The following is a 17,972-nucleotide window of genomic DNA, read 5'->3' as shown; positions in this document are numbered from 1 at the left end:
GAGGTTGACCATGACCGATACAACAACCGCAGCCGCTATCCCCTCCGAAAAACCCCGCAACCAGTGGTGGGATGTCTGGGACCAGTTCAAAACCCACAAGGGCGCGATGGCCGGACTGGTCTTTTTCGTCTTTATCATTCTGGCGGTCTATCTCGGCCCGCTCCTCTGGACCATCGATCCGACGCACATTGACATCCGCGCGCGCAACACAGGCCCCTCTCTGGCCCACCCGCTCGGCGCAGACCAACTGGGCCGCGACATGCTGGCGCGTATGCTGCAAGGGGGACAGGTCTCGATCTCCGTGGGTCTGACCGCTATGGCGCTCTCACTGGTGCTGGGCACGTTCATCGGCGTGCTCGCAGGCTACTGGAAAGGTCTCGACGGGCTCCTGATGCGCTTCACCGACCTGTTCCTCGCCCTGCCGCTCCTGCCGCTGCTGCTCGTCATCATCATGCTGTTCCGCGACCCGCTGCGTTCCGTCTTCGGGCTGGAAACCGGCATCTTCATCCTGATCGTCTTTGTCATCGGCATCACAAGCTGGATGCAGGCAGCAAGGATCGTGCGCGGCGATGTTCTGGCGCTAAAGGAACGCGAATATGTGCTGGCCGCACGCTCCATCGGCACCTCTTCGGGCAAGATCGTTGTGCGCCATATCCTGCCCAATATCATGTCGCCCATCATGGTCTCGGCCACCTTGGGCATCGCCAATGCGATCATCACCGAAAGCGCGCTGTCCTTCCTCGGCCTCGGCTTTCCGCCGGACTATCCGACATGGGGCCGCCTGCTCTTTGATGCCAAGGATTTCATCCAGCAATATCCCGAACGCGTCATCTGGCCGGGTCTGGCGATCTCGCTCACGGTGCTGGCGGTGAATTACATCGGTGACGGGCTGCGCGATGCGCTCGACCCGCGGATCAGGGGCCGGTAGGGCACAGCCCCAAAACACCAAACGGAAAACACAAAACGCGCCGAGACCTCTGTCCGGCGCGTTTTTTCCTACGTGTTTTGAAAGAATTTTATTCCAGATGCTGCTTTTTGATCCGGCGCAGGCCAAGCCAGACGGCCAGCACAACCAGAGGTGTGAGCATCGACTGGGCCAGACCTTTGGACAGCCCCAAAGGCTCCAGCGCCGGATAGACCAGATAGCCCGCGAGGCTCACCGCATAATAGCTGATCGCCACGACCGAAAGCCCCTCGACCGTCTCTTGCAACCGCAGTTGCAGATCGGCGCGTTTGTCCATGCTTTCCAGCAGTTTCTGGTTCTGGGCCTGACGCCCGACATCGACCTTTGTGCGCAGGAGGTTCGCCGCCCGCGCGGTCCGTTCGGCAAGGCTCTCAAGCTGTGATTTCGCCGCCTGCACCGTGCGCATGGCCGGATCGAATCGCCGCATCATGAACTCGCTGAAAAGCTGGCGCCCCTGAAACCGGCTTTCGCGCAGCACCTCGATCCGCTGGTTGACGATGGCCTCATAGGCCCCCGTCGCGCCAAAGCGGAAATTGGTCCGCGTCACGATGCTCTCAATGCGTGTGGAGAGGCCGAGGATGTCGTCCAGCGTGTCCTCCGTGGACACTTCCGACTTGGTGGTAAGCCGGACCATCAGATCGGAGAGTTCCTTTTCGATATGTGCCAGTTCACCGACCACTTTGCGCGCCTGCACCAGCCCCAGCATCGACATGGCCTTATAGGTCTCGATCTCGCACAGACGTTGCAAAATCCGCCCGATCCGGCGCTGGCCGCAATCCGCATCGGGGAAAATGGCAAATCGCATGTGACCCGCCGCATCGATCCGGAAATCTCCGGCAACCACCATCGCCCCGTCCAGCACACGCGCCACGGCGAGGCTTTCGCGTTCGAACCAGTCGTCCATCAGGGCGGTGATCCGTGCGTCGTCCTCCACCGTCTCGACCCGAATAAGCGCCGAGGTGATCCGCTGTCCCGGTGCCTCTTTCAGCCAGTCTTCGGGAAAGAGTTCAAAGGTGGTGCGGTCAAAGGCATGCTCCGAAAGCCCGTCAGCGAAGATCGTATAGGTCACGAATTCCGTGTGGCTTTCCCACTTGAGACGGTATTTGCCCAAAGCTCCGGTGTAATGCGTGGCCTTTGGGGCCGGATGAGCTGCGCCGAACCGGTCGAGAAGCGCCAGAAGATGCGCCCGATCCAGTTCGCGGTCGCGCCGTGCCGCATCGCCTGCGGCGCGGATGGCCAGATAGGCCGCGCGGGCATTGCTGCCCACTTCGGGAAAGGGGCGGGCATGCAATTCATTGGCCAGCTCGTAGCGGCGCGGGTGGTCAGTCAAAGGGGCCATTGGCGGTCTCGTCTCATGCGTCATAATTCGCCTATAGACCGCCACCCCGCGTCAAAGCAAACAATATTTTCAATGCATATCAGCCACTTAACGGAATGCGACGGTATACAAAGCTCACGCCCCGCCCAATTCCTCGGCCACGACATTCATCCAGTAGGCCACGCCGATAGGGATCAGCTTGTCGTTGAAATCGAATTTCGGCGTGTGGACAAAGACTGCGTCAGGCCCGTCGCCATTGCCGATGGAGACATAGGCACCGGGGATTTTCTCCAGAAAATAGGCGAAGTCCTCGCTGGCACCGATGGCGGGGGCTTTGGTGTCGGCCATTTCTGCGCCCATAGAGGCGGCATGGGCCCTGCCCGTCACGGCGACCTCGTCTGCCGTGTTCACCAGCGGCGGATAGCCCCGCTCATAATCCACATGCGCCTCGACGCCGCCCGCCATAGCGCAGCCCTCAGCCAGACGGGTGATCTCGCGTTGCAATGTGTCGCGCACCTCGGGCCGGTAGCTGCGCGCCGTGCCCGCGACCATGACTTTGGCCGGAATGATATTCGCACTCTCGCGCTCGCCCCCTGCCACATGGCCGATGGAGACCACGGCCCAATCGGTCAGCGCCACATGGCGCGACACCACATTGCCAAGGCTCGCCATGAACTGCCCCGCCGCCACGGTCGGATCGGTTGCTTTCTCCGGCGACGCGCCGTGGCCGCCGGTGCCTTCGAACACGATCTCCCAATCGTCAGAGGCGGAGGTATAGGGGCCGACACGGGTGGTCATCTGTCCCAGCGGGTCCATCGGCCCGTTGTGCACGCCGTAAATCGCATCGGTCGGGAACAGGTCGAACAACCCGTCCTTGATCATCTCATTGGCACCGCCACCGCCCTCTTCGGCGGGTTGGAAGATGAACCGCACCGTGCCCGCGAAATCCGGATCGGCGGAGAGTTTCTCCGCCGCGCCCAAAAGCATGGTCGTGTGCCCGTCATGGCCGCAGGCATGCATCTTGCCCGCCACTTGCGAGGTGTACGCAACGCCCGTGTCCTCGGTGATATGCAGCGCATCCATATCGGCGCGCAGGGCGATGACCTTTTGTCCCGGACGTTTGCCCTTGAGCGTGCCCACAACGCCGGTCTTGCCCAAACCGCGATGCACCTCCATCCCCAACCCTTCGAGAAACTCCGCCACAAGCGCAGAGGTCCGCACCTCTTCAAAAGCGGTTTCGGGATGGGCGTGGATGTCGTGACGGATCGCGATCATTTTCTCCATGAACGCGTGGTCTGCGGTGATCTCTTCGGGGGTGGTGTGCTGCATGGGCGCCTCCTGTTGCCGGAAAGCCTGCCCGATGTTCAATGGATTGAAAAGCCTGCCTTTTGCAAATCGGCTGTGCGCGGGGCAGACGCCCCCCCTGCCCGACAGAGCGCATAAAAACGCCGCGTCGATACAAGATCAACGCGGCGGCTTGTTTCATATCTGGCGACGGCTATCAGTCCGCAGGGCGACCTTCCGGCGGCGGACCGTCAGGACGCGGACCACCACCCGGAGGGCCCTGACGCACAGAGGCGTCACAGCTTGCGTCACCGTCTTCAAGAGCACAGCCATATTGCGCGGTCATACAGGCCAGAATGGCATTCGAGCCTTCGGCCCCTGCATGGTAGTGATAGCCCAGCGCCTCGGTGGCATGGCCGTTACATTCGTCCAGCCCGTCAACCACCTCGCCTTCTGAATTGGCGCGGTTATAGATCAGATAGCCGTCCATCGCGATCCCGATGGATGTGGCATCATCCAGCACCGCATCTTCCGATGCAGCGACCTCTTCAGCCTCTTGTTCATCCATCACAGGCGCTCCCGGAAGGCAGTCCGTCACCGCATGATAGTGGTAGCCGACATGCAGGTTCACATGCCCGCCGCAATCATCCAGAGGGGCAATCGTATGCGCCGCAACAATCGCATCCTGAGGCGCGGAGGCGTCCAGACGCACACCGTTATAGGCCACGCCCGACCCCTGATCGAGACGACCGGCGGCAGAGGCCGCTTGCGGTTCAAGCGGGATCACATAGGTCATGCTGGCCCCGTCATCGAGATATTCCGGCAGGCACTGCACACAGTAGTTCTGATACTCTTCCGCCACATCGGGACGCGCCGCCCCGTCACAGGATTCGAGCGTATCCGTCACGCGAATCTCGCCGGTTTCCGGATTGTAGAGCGCCCATTCGTCATCCCCGAAAAACTCGTCGAGATGTTCCACAAAGCTGCCATCCACATCGAGCAACTCGTTCTCGCCAAACCACTTGCCGCCCTTGCTCGCATCATCCGAGATATTGGTCGGGCACCACGGGCCGGGCGTATAGGCGATGGGTTCCGGCTTGACCGTGATGGAGAAACACCGCGTCTGCGTGCCCTCGGAGAGCGTGCAATCCACGACCTCCGGCCCTGAGACGACAACCGCCTCGGAGAAAAACGCCGCGATCTCTTCGAGGCGTTGCGCTTCGGCTTCGGTGGTGTCGGCGGCGGCAGGCAGGGCCAGCGCCAAGGCGGCCGGCACGGCGATTGCGGCCGAGAAAAAATGAGGAACGGTCCGTCTCATGGGGGTCATAGGGATCATGGGGGATAGTCTCCGGTCGGGGGGCATGATCTGTGCCCAGTTTGCGCGTTACCCGCACAGCTGTTCTTGGTTGAGTAGGTTATACGCAGCGGCGCGCATATTCCGTCACTCCTTTTTGACTTTATATGATTTTTTGTGTCTTGGGCATTTTTCCGCGTCTGCCCCCTTTTCCCGCTCAGCCTCCGTTCATGCCCGAAACGCAAAAAGGGCGACCCACTCGGGCCGCCCCTTCCGCAATCTATCGCGTCAAACTCAGTCGAGTTTCGACAAAAGCGCGTTCATCGAGTCCTTGGCGTCGCCATAGAACATGCGCGTGTTCTCTTTGTAGAACAGCGGGTTTTCGATACCCGAATAACCCGTGCCCTGTCCGCGTTTGCAGACGAAAACCTGTTTCGCTTTCCAGACTTCGAGAACCGGCATACCCGCGATGGGGGAGTTCGGATCTTCCTGTGCGGCGGGGTTCACGATGTCATTGGAGCCGATCACGATGACCACGTCTGTGTCAGGGAAGTCGTCGTTGATCTCGTCCATTTCCATCACGATGTCATAAGGCACCTTGGCCTCGGCCAGCAGCACGTTCATGTGACCGGGCAAACGGCCCGCAACAGGGTGAATGGCGAAACGCACATTCTTGCCCTTGGCACGCAGCTTGTTGGTCAGTTCCGACACGGCGGCCTGCGCCTGCGCCACGGCCATGCCGTAGCCCGGCACGATGATGACACTCTCGGCCTCGTTGAGCGCATTGGCCACGCCATCGGCGTCGATGGCCACCTGTTCGCCCTCGACCTCCATCGCCGGACCGGATGCGCCGCCGAAGCCGCCCAGAATGACCGAGATGAAAGAGCGGTTCATGGCCTTACACATGATGTAGGACAGGATCGCGCCCGAGGAACCGACCAGCGCACCGACCACGATGAGCAGGTCGTTGGAAAGCGAGAAGCCGATCGCGGCAGCCGCCCAGCCCGAGTAGGAGTTGAGCATGGAAACCACGACAGGCATATCCGCGCCGCCGATACCCATGATCAGGTGATAGCCGATGAAGAGCGCGGCCAGTGTCATGATGAACAGCGGGAAGAATGCGCCCGTGCCCATATACCAGAACAGGCAGATCAGCGAGAGTGCAGCCGCACCCGCATTGAGTGCATGACCACCGGGCAGTTTCTTGGCCGTGGAGGAGACTTTGCCCGCCAGTTTACCATAGGCGATCACGGAACCGGTGAAGGTCACCGCCCCGATAAAGATGCCCAGAAACAGTTCGACCTTGAGAATGTTCAACTCGACCGGAGACTTGTGCGCCACGAGTGCGGCGAATGTGCCAAGCTCTTCGCCAGCATGAAGACCGGCCACATGGCCCATAACGAAATGCGCGTTATAGCCCACGAAGACCGCTGCCAGACCGACGAGCGAGTGCATCGCCGCGACCAGTTGCGGCATCTCGGTCATTTCGACCTTGTTGGCGACATACCAGCCGATGGTCCCGCCGCCCGCGATCAGCAGAAGCGACAGGAGCCACAGCCCCGCGCCCGGTCCGATCAGTGTCGCAAAGACCGCAAGGCCCATGCCGACGATGCCATACCACACCGCACGTTTCGCGCTTTCCTGTCCCGACAAACCGCCAAGGGAGAGGATGAAGAGAACAGCCGCGACCACATAGGCCGCCGTCGTAAATCCGAAATCCATTGCCTCTACTCCTTACGATTTCTGGAACATGGCGAGCATACGCCGTGTCACGAGGAAGCCGCCGAAAATGTTGATGCCCGCCATGAAGATCGACATGGAGGCCAGCAGGATCACCAGCCAATTGCCCGATCCGATCTGCAACAGCGCACCCAGAATGATGATCGAGGAGATCGCGTTGGTCACGGCCATGAGCGGTGTGTGCAAGCTGTGCGACACGCCCCAGATCACCTGAAAACCGACGAAGACCGACAGGACAAAAACGATGAAGTGCTGCATGAAGCTGGCAGGGGCCACGAGACCCACGCCCAGAAGCAGCGCCGCACCGATAGCGATCAGCGTCACCTGTTGCTTGGTCTGTGCCTTGAAGGCGGCGACCTCTTCGGCGCGTTTCTCTTCGGGGGTCTTCTCTTTGACCACCTCTTTCGGCTTGGCCGCAATCGCAGCCACTTTCGGCGGCGGCGGCGGGAAGGTGATCTCGCCCTCATAGGCCACGGTCGCACCGCGGATCACGTCATCTTCCATGTCATGCACGATCTGACCGTCCTTGTTCGGGGTCAGGTCAGACATCATGTGGCGGATGTTGGTGGCGTAAAGCGTCGAGGCCTGCGTGGCCATGCGTGACGGGAAATCGGTGTAGCCGATGATGGTCACGCCATTCTCGGTCACGATTTTTTCGTCTTTCACGGTCTGTTTGCAGTTGCCGCCCTTTTCAGCGGCCAGATCGACGATCACCGACCCCGGCTTCATCGCGGCAACCATATCCTCGGTCCACAATTCCGGCGCTTCGCGGTTCGGAATGAGCGCCGTGGTAATCACGATGTCCATTTCGGGAGCCAGCTCACGGAATTTGGCAAGCTGCGCCTCGCGGAACTCGGGGCTGGAGACAGAGGCATAGCCGCCCGTCGCCGCACCGTCCTGTTGCTCTTCCTCGAAATCGAGATAGACGAATTGCGCGCCCATGCTCTCGACCTGCTCGGCCACTTCGGGACGCACGTCGAAGGCATAGGTCACAGCGCCCAGAGAAGTCGAGGTGCCAATCGCGGCAAGACCCGCAACACCCGCACCGACAACCAGAACCTTCGCCGGCGGAACCTTGCCCGCAGCGGTGATCTGACCGGTGAAGAACCGCCCGAAGTTGTTGCCCGCCTCGATCACGGCACGATAGCCCGCGATATTGGCCATGGACGACAGCGCGTCCATCTTCTGCGCCCGCGAAATCCGCGGCACCATTTCCATGGCGATCACATTGGCGCCTCTGGCTTTCGCCGCTTTCATACCGGCTTCGTTGCCCGCCGGATTGAAGAAAGAGATCAGCGTCTGGCCCTTCTTGAGACGTTTCATTTCCGTCGCATTGGGCTGGCGTACCTTGGCGACGATGTCGCAGGCCTTCCAGAGCGCGGCAGGCGTCTTGATGATCTCGACACCGGCCTCTTCGTAATCCTTGTCCGAGAACCCGGCGAGCGCACCCGCTCCGGTCTCGATTGCACATTCATATCCAAGCTTCTGAATCTGCTTGGCGCTTTCAGGCGTCAGCGCGACACGCGCTTCTCCCTCAAAGACTTCCTTAGGAACACCGAATTTCACGTGTTGATCCTCTTTCCCCAGTCCTAGTTCTCTGTTGACCACTTCCCTACCCAATTGCCCCCACTTAGCGCAACATTATTGCGCAAACATGAGCACATATGTGACGGCAGGTCACAGCCAACGCCGCGTTTTTTCTGCCCAGGTTTGAAACTCCTCGTGAAATTTCGTCCTGAGCCAGTTTTCCTCCTCGGCAATAAACCGTCTCCGGATCACCACCATAAAGACAGGAACCAGAGCCACCCCAGCCGGGTTGCCGCAGAGTAAAGAAAAGCCCGCAAGTGTAAAGGCATCACCCAGATAAATAGGGTTGCGTGTGAATTTGTAAACGCCGTTTGTGACAATGGCGGCAGGCACCCGATGCGGGACCAACGTGGTGCGGTGCCGCCACATGGCAAATGCCGCCAACACCATGAGCAAAAGCCCGAACAGGATCAAAAGCCTGCCGGAGAGTCCGACCCATGCGGGCAGGTCCATCTCCAGCCCGAGTCTGGCCGATCCCCAAGCGAGTGCCATGAACGCCAAAAGCCAGACAGGCGGGTAATCAAAATACTTCATACCGCAGACCCTAGCCCCACTCGGCCCGAACCGCTAGGCTTTCCCGATGAAACTGCGCCCTTTGACCCATAAAGATGCCCGCGCCTGTTACGCGCTGTTCCACCGCACCGTCCACGGCGGCACGGGGGCGTTTTATGACGCCGCCCAGCGCGCCGCTTGGGCCCCCGCCCTGCCCCATGCCTCCGATGCAGCACTTGAAACATGGGCGGAGCGGCTGACCGCAGGGTTTTCGGTCTGCGCCACGCGCTGGGGCCGGATCAGGGGGTTTTTCACCATGGGACATGACGGGCATATCGACTTTGCCTATGTCGCCTTGGAAGAGATGGGAAAGGGCACGGCGGGACGGCTCTATGAGGCCTGCGAGGCCGAGGCCCGTCGTCTCGGTCTCAGCCATATGGAGACAGAGGCCAGCCACCTTGCACGCCGGTTCTTCGAGCGGCGCGGCTGGACCGTGGTGGCGCGCCAGACCGTGATCCGCGACTCGGTCGGGATCGAGAATTTCCGTATGGAAAAACACCTGAAACGACCATAACTGCGCTAATTTTAGCCGATACCTTGTTGAAAAACACACCAACGGCTGTGCCAAATCGGCCCGCCAAAACTGCTTTAAATAATTGAAGTTACGCTTATTTCTTTCTCATAAGCATAAGAATATCTCAGGGGTTTACAGCCCTTTAGGGAGAAACGCACTGTTTGCGATCCGTCCGGACGCCTCCATAAGGAAAGAGGAGAAAATCATGGCCTATGCAACAGTAAACCCATTCACCGCAGAAACAGTTGCAACCTTCCCAAATGCCACGGATGAGGAGGTTCGTGCGACGCTTGATACGGCGCAGGCGGCTTTCTTGAAATGGAAGGAGACATCCTTTGCCGAGCGCGCCCGCGTGTTACAGAACGCAGCCGATATTCTGCGCCGCGACAGCGATCGTCTGGCAGAAATCCTAACCCTTGAAATGGGCAAATTGCTGTCCGAGGCGAAGCTTGAAGTCGAGCTTTCGGCGAAAATCTTTGAATATTATGTGCAAAATGCCGAAAAACTTTTGCAGCCTGAAAAACTCCCGGTTCTGGACCCCGACGAAGGCGACAACACACTGGTTTATGAACCTTTGGGCATTCTTTTGGCAATTGAGCCGTGGAACTTCCCTTATTATCAAGTCGCCCGCATCCTTGCGCCGCAACTTTCTGCAGGGAACGTATTGATCCTGAAACACGCCTCCAATGTGCCGCAAAGTGCCGCCGCTTTCCAGAAACTGATGGATGAGGCCGGCCTGATGAAAGGCGCTTTCACCAATCTCTATGCCACCCGCGATCAGATCGAGATGATCATCAACGATCCGCGCGTGCATGGCGTGGCGCTCACCGGGTCCGAGGCCGCTGGCTCCGTTGTGGCCGCGCAGGCCGGGAAAGCGTTGAAAAAATCCACCATGGAGCTGGGCGGGGCGGACGCGTTCGTCGTGCTCGAAGACGCCGATATGGCGAAAACCATCGACTGGGCCGTCATGGGGCGGCATTGGAACGGCGGTCAGGTCTGCGTGTCTTCGAAACGGATGATCGTCGTCGACAAGGTCTATGATCAGTTCATGGAAGGCTACCGCAAAGGCGTGGCAGGCCTTGTCGCGGGCGACCCGATGGACCCGAACACGACGCTTGCGCCATTGTCGTCGCAAAAGGCTGCGGATGACTTGAAAGAACAAATCCGCAAAGCTGTCGCGCACGGTGCAAAAGCCGAAGAGGTCGGAGCCCCGGTGCCCAATCAGGGCGCTTTTGTACAACCGACCATTCTCACAGAAATGGGCGAAGACAACCCCGCACGATACTGGGAATTCTTCGGGCCTGTGTCGATGATCTTCCGCGCCAAAGACGAAGAAGACGCGATCCGCATTGCCAATGACAGCCCCTTCGGGCTTGGCGGATCGGTGTTCACCAAAGACGTCAAACACGGGCTTGAAGTGGCTGCGAAAATCTCCACCGGTATGGTGTTTGTGAACCACCCCACCAAAGTTGAGGCCGACCTGCCCTTCGGCGGCGTACGCCGGTCCGGCTATGGGCGCGAACTTTTGGGGCTTGGCCTCAAAGAGTTCGTGAACCACAAACTCATCGGTGCCGTCGACATCGACGCGCATTTCTAAGCTGTCAGAACAAGAAACAGCAAAGGCGCCCTCTAGGGCGCCTTTTTACGTGTTTCAAAACGCTGGAATATCACGCGACTGCGCTGACTTTGCCCTGCTGGGCCTCCGCAAAAGCGTAGACGGCCTTGCCGAAGGCCTCGAACAGGGGCCGCGACACAGGATCTTCGCCCGCGCGATATTCCGGATGCCATTGCACGGCCAAGGTGAACCCCGGCGCATCTTTCACATAGATCGCTTCCGGCGTGCCGTCGGGCGCGTAGCCTTCGACCACGATCCGCGCGCCTGGTTTTTTGATCCCCTGCCCGTGCAGCGTGTTGGTCATCACTTCGGACGCGCCCAGTAATTTGTGGAACACGCCGCCCTCAGTAAGGCGCACGGGATGGCGCAGGGCGAATTTCTCTTCCAGCGTCCCGTCCGGCGGCATCCGGTGGTTCATCCGCCCCGGCAGGTCACGGATTTCGGGGTAAAGCGTGCCGCCCATCGCGACATTCACCTCCTGAAAACCACGGCAAATGCCAAAGAACGGCTGGCCCTTTTCGACACAGGCCCGAATGAGCGGCAGGGTCACCGCATCGCGGCAGCGGTCAAAGGCCCCGTGCGCCTCGGTTTCCTTTTCGCCATATTCCTCTGGGTGCACATTGGGCCGCCCGCCGGTAAAGAGAAACCCGTCGCAGACTTCCATCAACTCGTCCACGCAGACAAAGTTCGGATGCGCCGGAATCAGAAGCGGCATGCAATTCGAGACCTCGGCCACGGCTTCGGCATTCATGCGCCCACCCGTGTAGGCGGGATAGCTGTCGTTGAGAATGTCGTAATTGCCTATGATACCGACAACCGGTCGTGTCATGGTGTGCCTCTCCTTTTTGCCAAGGATAGCCGCTTTCGCATCAGAGAAAAGGCCAAGCCGCGCGCAATGCCTCTGCATCAGCGCGCGGTGTCATGGCTTAGCTGTGAATTTCTGCGCAATTCGCAGGTGGTGCTTAGTTTCGCGCCTTTAGTTCAAGCCGGCGGGCATGCAAAACCGGTTCGGTATAGCCCGAAGGCTGCACACGGCCCTTGAACACCAGATCGCAGGCGGCCTTGAACGCGATGCCGTCATAGGACGGGGCCATCGGCGTATAGAGCGGATCACCGGCGTTCTGGCGGTCCACCACTTCGGCCATTTTCTTCATGGCTTCCATGACTTGCGCCTCGGTGACAACGCCGTGGTGCAGCCAGTTGGCCAGCCCTTGCGACGAAATACGGCAGGTGGCGCGGTCTTCCATCAGGCCCACATCGTGAATGTCCGGCACTTTGGAACAACCCACCCCCTGATCGATCCAGCGCACGACATAGCCCAGAATCCCCTGGGCATTGTTTTCCACCTCGTCACGGATTTCCGCCTCCGACCAGTTCACGCCCTTGGCGACCGGAATGGTGAGCAAATCTTCAAGCGTGCCGCGCGGCCCGCCCTTGGCAATCGCGTCCTGAACCGCAAAGACATCCACCGTATGATAATGCGTTGCGTGCAATGTTGCCGCCGTGGGGCTGGGCACCCAAGCACAGGTCGCGCCCGCTTTCGGATGGCCGATCTTGGTTTCCAGCATCGCATTCATCAAGTCCGGCATGGCCCACATGCCCTTGCCGATCTGCGCGCGCCCCTTGAGACCACAGGCCAGCCCGATATCGACATTGCGATCCTCATAGGACTTGATCCACGGCTGGTCCTTCATCTCGCCCTTGCGGATCATCGGCCCCGCTTCCATCGAGGTGTGGATTTCGTCGCCGGTGCGGTCAAGGAAACCGGTGTTGATAAAGGCCACACGATGTTTCGCGGCGCGGATGCACTCCTTGAGGTTCACCGAGGTGCGGCGCTCCTCGTCCATGATCCCCAGCTTCACCGTATTCGGCGCAAGGCCCAGAATCTCCTCGACACGGCTGAACATCTCGTCGGCAAAGGCGACCTCCTCCGGCCCGTGCATCTTCGGCTTGACGATATAGACCGACCCTTCGCGGGAATTGCGCGGCCCTGTCGTCTTTTTCAGGTCATGCAGCGCGATCATCACCGTGACCAGCGCATCCATGATCCCCTCGCCGATCTCGCGCCCCTCATCATCAAGCACCGTCGGGTTGGTCATCAAATGCCCGACATTGCGCACCAGCATCATCGCACGGCCCTGAAGCGTGATCTCCGCCCCATCGGCATCGGTGAACACACGGTCGGGATGCAACGCACGGGTAAAAGTCTTGCCCCCCTTGCTGACCTCTTCGGTCAGATCGCCCCGCATCAGCCCCAGCCAGTTGCGATAGGCGCCGACCTTTTCCTCGGCATCCACAGCCGCCACCGAATCCTCGCAATCCATGATCGCGGACACGGCCGCCTCGACCAGAATATCGGAAATTCCCGCCTTGTCCTGCTGACCCACCGGCGTCGAGGGATCAATGACGATGTCGATATAGAGCCCGTTCTTCTGCAACAGGACATGCCCCTCGCTCGACCCTGCAAACTGCGCCGGATCGGCCAGACCGGTCTGCCCCATCGCCCCCTCGACCAAGAGCATCCCGTTCACAACGTCCAGCTTGCTCACATCGGCCCAAGAGCCGCCTGCCAGTGGAGCCACACGGTCCAGATGCGCCTTGGCCCATGCGATCACTCGCCCGCCGCGCTCGGCGTCATAGCCCTTGCCGGAGGGCAGATCGCCCAGCGCATCCGTGCCGTAAAGCGCGTCATACAAAGAGCCCCACCGCGCATTCGCCGCATTGAGCGCATAGCGTGCATTGGTGATCGGCACCACAAGCTGCGGCCCCGGCTTGGTGGCAAATTCCTCGTCCACCTTGGTGGTCTCGATCCGGAAATCGGGGCCTTCGGGCACGAGATAGCCGATCTCTTCAAGAAAGGCCCGATAGGCCGCCGCGTCATGATCCTGTCCCTTGCGCTCAAGATGCCACAGGTCGATTTGGGACTGCAAAGCCTCGCGCTTTTCCAGCAACGCACGGTTCTTCGGCCCGAAATCGCGCACCATCCCCGCAAGCCCGTCCCAGAACGCCGCCGCCGACACACCCGTCCCCGGCAGGGCTTCCGCCTCGATGAAATTGGCAAAAAGCTCAGCCACCTTCAGGCCGGATCGGTCCACGCGCGTCATTTGGGAATCACCTTTCAGAAATGTTTTGGAAACCAAAACGTCCATAATAGAGTTTCCTATCGGAAACAAGTTTTCATCCGTCCCCCGTTGCAGCCCCCGCGCACGAAGCATACCCTCCCCGCCAAAACGAGTCTCATATATATAGAGAGTTTTCCCATGAAAGACGCGGCACCAGAGACCATCTATCTGAAAGATTACACCCCTTTCGGATACCAGATCGAAAGCGTTCACCTCACCTTCCGGCTTCACCCCACCGCCACGCGCGTGATCTCGAAAATCGCCTTTGCGCCCAATCCGGAGGCAACGGACAAACGCTTCTTTCTGCATGGCGAAGAGCTGTCGCTGATCTCCGCCAAGATCAACGGTGAGGCCATCACCCCGCGTCCGGTCGAGGGCGGTCTGGAAGCGGATGTGCCCGAGGGGCCGTTTGTGTGGGAGGCCGAGGTGGAAATCTCGCCGGAAACCAACACCGCGCTTGAGGGGCTCTATATGTCGTCGGGCATGTATTGCACCCAATGCGAGGCCGAAGGCTTCCGCAAGATCACCTATTACCCCGACCGCCCCGATGTCATGGCCACCTTCACCGTGCGCATCGAAGGCGACCAGCCCGTCATGCTCTCCAACGGCAACCCGCTGACCTCCGGCGAGGGCTTTGTCGAATGGCATGACCCGTGGCCGAAACCCTCCTATCTCTTTGCCCTCGTTGCGGGCAATCTGGTCAACCACCCTGACCGCTTCACCACGCAATCGGGCCGCGATGTCGAGTTGAACATCTGGGTCCGTCCCGGCGACGAGGGCAAATGCGCCTTCGGGATGCAGGCGCTCAAAGATGCGATGGCATGGGATGAAAAGACCTACGGGCGCGAATATGACTTGGACATATTCAACATTGTGGCCGTGGATGACTTCAACATGGGCGCGATGGAGAACAAGGGGCTGAACGTCTTCAACTCGTCTTGTGTTCTGGCTTCGAAAGAGACCTCGACAGATGCCAATTTCGAGCGGATCGAAGGCATCATCGCGCATGAGTATTTCCACAACTGGACCGGCAACCGCATCACCTGCCGCGACTGGTTCCAGCTTTGCCTGAAAGAGGGACTGACCGTCTACCGTGATCAGATGTTCTCCGGCGACATGCGCAGCCATGCTGTGAAACGGATTGAAGAAGTTCTGCAACTGCGCGCCCGTCAGTTCCGCGAGGACAACGGTCCGCTCGCCCATCCGGTGCGCCCTGAAAGCTTTGTCGAGATCAACAATTTCTACACCGCCACCGTCTACGAGAAAGGCGCGGAAATCATCGGGATGCTGCGCCGCCTCGTCGGCGATGAGGCCTATCGCAAGGGCTGTGATCTCTACTTCGAGCGCCATGACGGACAGGCCGTCACCATCGAAGACTGGCTCAAGGCGTTCGAGGATGTCACCGGCCGCGATCTTGCACAATTCAAACAATGGTATTCTCAGGCAGGCACACCGCGCCTGAAGATGTCCGAAGCGTGGAACGACGGCACGCTCACCCTGACATTCGCGCAATCGACCCCACCGACGCCCGGCCAGAGCGAAAAGAAACCGCAGGTGATTCCGATTGCCGTGGGGTTGATCGGCCCGAACGGGGACGAGGTCGTGCCGACCACAGTTTTGGAGATGACCGAAGCCGAACAGAGTTTCACCTTTGAAGGGCTGGGCGCGCGTCCTGTGGCCTCTGTGCTGCGCGACTTCTCCGCGCCGGTGATTCTGGAGCGTGAGATGGATGACGACACCCGCGCCTTCCTTCTGGCCCATGACACCGACCCGTTCCAGAAATGGGAGATGGGGCGGATGCTGACCAAGGACATGCTGGTGGCGATGATTACCGCCGATGTCCCCCCCGCCGAAACCGCGCTTGACGCGATCAAGACGGTGCTGACCGACGAGAGCCTTGATCCGGCCTTCCGCGCCTTGGTGTTGGGCCTGCCCTCCGAGGACGATCTGGCCCAGACGATTTTCGACGCCGGCCAGACCCCCGATCCGGCCAAGATCCATGCGGCACGCAAATCCCTGCGCCACGCACTTGCCCTACACGTGTCCGACGTATTGCCGACGCTTGGCCGACAGCTTGAAACGCCGGTTTTCGTGCCTGACGCCGATGGCTCCGGCAAGCGGGCGCTGCGGCACGCCTTGCTGGCGCTGGAGACGCTTCTGGACGACGGGAAAGCCGCCCGTGCGCTCTTTGCCCGCGCCGACAACATGAGCGACCAGAGCGCCAGCCTACAGGCGCTTCTGGCCGCAGGACTCGGTCAGGACGAGATCAAAGCCTTTGAAAAACAATGGAAAAACGACCGCCTTGTGATGGACAAATGGTTCATGATGCAGGTGTCCTTCGCCGCGCCGGACAAGGCCGCAAGCACGGCACTGGCCCTGACGCAGCATCCGGATTTCACCATCAAGAACCCGAATCGCTTCCGCGCGGTCTTCGGCGCGCTGGCCGGCAACCACGCAGGCTTCCACGCGGCGGATGGGAAGGCCTATCAACTTCTGGCCAACTATTTGATTGAGCTTGATAAAATCAACCCGCAGACCACCGCGCGGATGAGCGGCGCTTTCGAGACATGGAAGCGGTATGACGCTGATCGTCAGGGCATGATTCGCAGTGAACTGGAGCGGATTCTGGCCACGCCGGAGCTTTCGCGCGACACAACCGAGATGGTCACACGGATTCTCTCCGCCTGATCCGCTCCAACCGCCGCCCCTGTTTGCGCAAACAGGGGCGGCGTCACAAAAAGTTGAAGAGATTCCGTAACTTGGCAAATGCCGCTATGTAAGAATGTCACATTCAATTTACGAAATCTTATGCCATATTGCAGGTATCGCGCGACGTAACTTTTTTCGTGAACAGACAGGGAAACCCTATCCAATGCGTAAACTTCTCCTCTCCACCGTCATCGCGGCCACCGCCGCCACCACGGCTGCCACTGGCGCTTTTGCCCAATCCGCTTCCGACGTCGCCAAAGCGCGCCGCGCTTTCTACACGCTCGTGAACTTCGAAATGGCCACGCTGGGCGGCATGGCACAGGGCAAGGTCGACTACGACGCAGACCTCGCCAGCCAGTCCGCAGGCGATCTCATGTCGCTGGCCAGCCTGCACACCGCCGACTACTTCGCACCGGGGTCTTCCAACGAAGACATTCCGGGCGAAACTCGTGCAAAATCAGACATTTGGGACGACATGGAAGGTCTGCAAGAAAAAGGCATGGCCTTTTATCAGGCCATCGCAGACCTGAACGAAGTGGCGGGCAACGGTCTTGAGGCGCTGCAACCGGCCATGGGCAAGGTTGGCGGCACCTGCAAAGCCTGCCACGACGACTTCCGCGCCAAAGATTTCTGATCTGAAAGCGAGGCGAACCGATGTCGGAACAGCTTGAGAAAACCTATGTCTGGGATCCGGTTGTGCGGGTTCTGCACTGGACCTTGGTGATCGCGTTTTTCACGGCCTTCGGGCTCGGGAAATTCGGCCCTGATATCATGACCTTGCATTTCTACGCAGGCTATACAGTGGCCGCGATCGTGGTGCTTCGGGTGCTCTGGGGGTTCTTCGGCTTTTACACAGCACGGTTCTCCAATTTCGTCAAAGGTCCGGGCAAGGTGGTCGCCTATGCCCGGACGCTGCCCTCGAAACAGCCGTCGCGGTCTTACGGGCATAACCCTGTGGGCGCGCTGTTTGTTGTGGGGGTGCTGGTCGTTCTGGCGATGCAGGTCGCAAGTGGCCTGTTGTCCGATCCCGAGGATTACGTCAACGTCGGCCCTCTGGCCCAATATGTGTCCAGCGACATTTCCCGCAAGGCGCTGTCGCTCCATGAGCCGCTGTCGTTCTTGTTGCTGGCTATGGTGATCGGCCATATCGCCGCAATCCTTTGGTATAAACGGCGCAAGGGCGAGAACCTTGTGACGCCGATGATCACGGGATATGCGGAACTGCCGCCGGAAAAAGTCCCGCACCACTCATAGGATCAAGGCACCAACAGGT

14 protein-coding genes are annotated in these 17,972 nt (G+C 59.8%); 6 read left to right on the top strand and 8 right to left on the bottom strand.

The window, feature by feature from the left end:
* Positions 1–10 precede the first annotated feature (10 nt).
* A complete protein-coding gene (locus tag KO492_RS06195) occupies positions 11–928 on the top strand; it encodes an ABC transporter permease (RefSeq protein ID WP_066603446.1) in 918 nt (305 codons plus the stop codon).
* 88 nt (positions 929–1,016) lie between these two features.
* On the opposite strand, the gene KO492_RS06190 is transcribed toward KO492_RS06195, so the two are convergent.
* The 6 genes from KO492_RS06190 to KO492_RS06165 all read right to left on the bottom strand — a co-directional run bounded on the left by KO492_RS06190 (position 1,017) and on the right by KO492_RS06165 (position 8,721).
* Positions 1,017–2,303: a DUF3422 family protein gene (locus KO492_RS06190; protein ID WP_216044150.1), complete on the bottom strand. Its 1,287-nt coding sequence runs from the start codon at positions 2,301–2,303 to the stop codon at positions 1,017–1,019.
* Between the two features lie 114 nt (positions 2,304–2,417).
* Positions 2,418–3,611, bottom strand: coding sequence for an amidohydrolase (locus KO492_RS06185; RefSeq protein ID WP_216044149.1), 1,194 nt, complete (start codon positions 3,609–3,611; stop codon positions 2,418–2,420).
* A 172-nt stretch (positions 3,612–3,783) separates the two neighbouring features.
* Entirely contained in the window at positions 3,784–4,884 is a 1,101-nt protein-coding gene (locus KO492_RS06180) for a YHYH protein (protein WP_216044148.1), read from the bottom strand.
* A gap of 270 nt (positions 4,885–5,154) precedes the next feature.
* Complete coding sequence (locus tag KO492_RS06175) at positions 5,155–6,582, bottom strand: NAD(P)(+) transhydrogenase (Re/Si-specific) subunit beta (protein ID WP_216044147.1); 1,428 nt, start codon at positions 6,580–6,582, stop codon at positions 5,155–5,157.
* Positions 6,583–6,594: 12 nt separating this feature from the next.
* The gene (locus tag KO492_RS06170) at positions 6,595–8,166 is read right to left on the bottom strand and encodes a Re/Si-specific NAD(P)(+) transhydrogenase subunit alpha (protein WP_216044146.1); all 1,572 of its coding nucleotides are present in this window, start codon (positions 8,164–8,166) and stop codon (positions 6,595–6,597) included.
* A gap of 111 nt (positions 8,167–8,277) precedes the next feature.
* Positions 8,278–8,721, bottom strand: a complete 444-nt coding sequence (locus KO492_RS06165; RefSeq protein ID WP_216044145.1) for a methyltransferase family protein — start codon at positions 8,719–8,721, stop codon at positions 8,278–8,280.
* A gap of 46 nt (positions 8,722–8,767) precedes the next feature.
* Here KO492_RS06165 and KO492_RS06160 point away from each other — a divergent pair, with 46 nt between their 5' ends.
* Both KO492_RS06160 and KO492_RS06155 read left to right on the top strand, forming a co-directional pair.
* Positions 8,768–9,253, top strand: coding sequence for a GNAT family N-acetyltransferase (locus KO492_RS06160; protein WP_216044144.1), 486 nt, complete (start codon positions 8,768–8,770; stop codon positions 9,251–9,253).
* A 205-nt stretch (positions 9,254–9,458) separates the two neighbouring features.
* Complete coding sequence (locus tag KO492_RS06155) at positions 9,459–10,850, top strand: NAD-dependent succinate-semialdehyde dehydrogenase (protein WP_216044143.1); 1,392 nt, start codon at positions 9,459–9,461, stop codon at positions 10,848–10,850.
* 70 nt (positions 10,851–10,920) lie between these two features.
* On the opposite strand, the gene KO492_RS06150 is transcribed toward KO492_RS06155, so the two are convergent.
* Together KO492_RS06150 and KO492_RS06145 are read right to left on the bottom strand one after the other, a co-directional pair.
* On the bottom strand, positions 10,921–11,697 hold the full coding sequence (locus KO492_RS06150; protein ID WP_216044142.1) for a gamma-glutamyl-gamma-aminobutyrate hydrolase family protein: 777 nt from the start codon (positions 11,695–11,697) through the stop codon (positions 10,921–10,923).
* A 133-nt stretch (positions 11,698–11,830) separates the two neighbouring features.
* Complete coding sequence (locus KO492_RS06145; protein WP_216044141.1) at positions 11,831–13,972, bottom strand: malate synthase G; 2,142 nt, start codon at positions 13,970–13,972, stop codon at positions 11,831–11,833.
* Positions 13,973–14,128: 156 nt separating this feature from the next.
* Here KO492_RS06145 and pepN point away from each other — a divergent pair, with 156 nt between their 5' ends.
* The 3 genes from pepN to KO492_RS06130 all read left to right on the top strand — a co-directional run bounded on the left by pepN (position 14,129) and on the right by KO492_RS06130 (position 17,953).
* Positions 14,129–16,678, top strand: coding sequence for an aminopeptidase N (pepN, locus tag KO492_RS06140; protein ID WP_216044140.1), 2,550 nt, complete (start codon positions 14,129–14,131; stop codon positions 16,676–16,678).
* 184 nt (positions 16,679–16,862) lie between these two features.
* The gene (locus tag KO492_RS06135) at positions 16,863–17,333 is read left to right on the top strand and encodes a c-type cytochrome (protein ID WP_216044139.1); all 471 of its coding nucleotides are present in this window, start codon (positions 16,863–16,865) and stop codon (positions 17,331–17,333) included.
* A 20-nt stretch (positions 17,334–17,353) separates the two neighbouring features.
* Positions 17,354–17,953: a cytochrome b/b6 domain-containing protein gene (locus KO492_RS06130; RefSeq protein ID WP_216044138.1), complete on the top strand. Its 600-nt coding sequence runs from the start codon at positions 17,354–17,356 to the stop codon at positions 17,951–17,953.
* Positions 17,954–17,972 lie beyond the last annotated feature (19 nt).

The sequence above is a fragment of the Celeribacter halophilus genome (assembly GCF_018860305.1).
In the GTDB taxonomy this organism is placed as follows: Bacteria; Pseudomonadota; Alphaproteobacteria; order Rhodobacterales; family Rhodobacteraceae; genus Celeribacter; species Celeribacter halophilus_A.
Note: the sequence above shows the minus strand (reverse complement) of the source record. Positions and strands in the feature narration are given on the sequence as shown.

Excerpts from the sequence above, each read along its gene's own strand:
- KO492_RS06195 (WP_066603446.1), top strand. The coding sequence starts at position 11 with ATGACCGATACAACAACCGCAGCCGCTATCCCCTCCGAAAAACCCCGC.
- KO492_RS06190 (WP_216044150.1), bottom strand. The coding sequence starts at position 2,303 with ATGGCCCCTTTGACTGACCACCCGCGCCGCTACGAGCTGGCCAATGAA.
- KO492_RS06185 (WP_216044149.1), bottom strand. The coding sequence starts at position 3,611 with ATGCAGCACACCACCCCCGAAGAGATCACCGCAGACCACGCGTTCATG.
- KO492_RS06180 (WP_216044148.1), bottom strand. The coding sequence starts at position 4,884 with ATGAGACGGACCGTTCCTCATTTTTTCTCGGCCGCAATCGCCGTGCCG.
- KO492_RS06175 (WP_216044147.1), bottom strand. The coding sequence starts at position 6,582 with ATGGATTTCGGATTTACGACGGCGGCCTATGTGGTCGCGGCTGTTCTC.
- KO492_RS06165 (WP_216044145.1), bottom strand. The coding sequence starts at position 8,721 with ATGAAGTATTTTGATTACCCGCCTGTCTGGCTTTTGGCGTTCATGGCA.
- KO492_RS06160 (WP_216044144.1), top strand. The coding sequence starts at position 8,768 with ATGAAACTGCGCCCTTTGACCCATAAAGATGCCCGCGCCTGTTACGCG.
- KO492_RS06155 (WP_216044143.1), top strand. The coding sequence starts at position 9,459 with ATGGCCTATGCAACAGTAAACCCATTCACCGCAGAAACAGTTGCAACC.
- KO492_RS06150 (WP_216044142.1), bottom strand. The coding sequence starts at position 11,697 with ATGACACGACCGGTTGTCGGTATCATAGGCAATTACGACATTCTCAAC.
- KO492_RS06145 (WP_216044141.1), bottom strand. The coding sequence starts at position 13,972 with ATGACGCGCGTGGACCGATCCGGCCTGAAGGTGGCTGAGCTTTTTGCC.
- pepN (WP_216044140.1), top strand. The coding sequence starts at position 14,129 with ATGAAAGACGCGGCACCAGAGACCATCTATCTGAAAGATTACACCCCT.
- KO492_RS06135 (WP_216044139.1), top strand. The coding sequence starts at position 16,863 with ATGCGTAAACTTCTCCTCTCCACCGTCATCGCGGCCACCGCCGCCACC.
- KO492_RS06130 (WP_216044138.1), top strand. The coding sequence starts at position 17,354 with ATGTCGGAACAGCTTGAGAAAACCTATGTCTGGGATCCGGTTGTGCGG.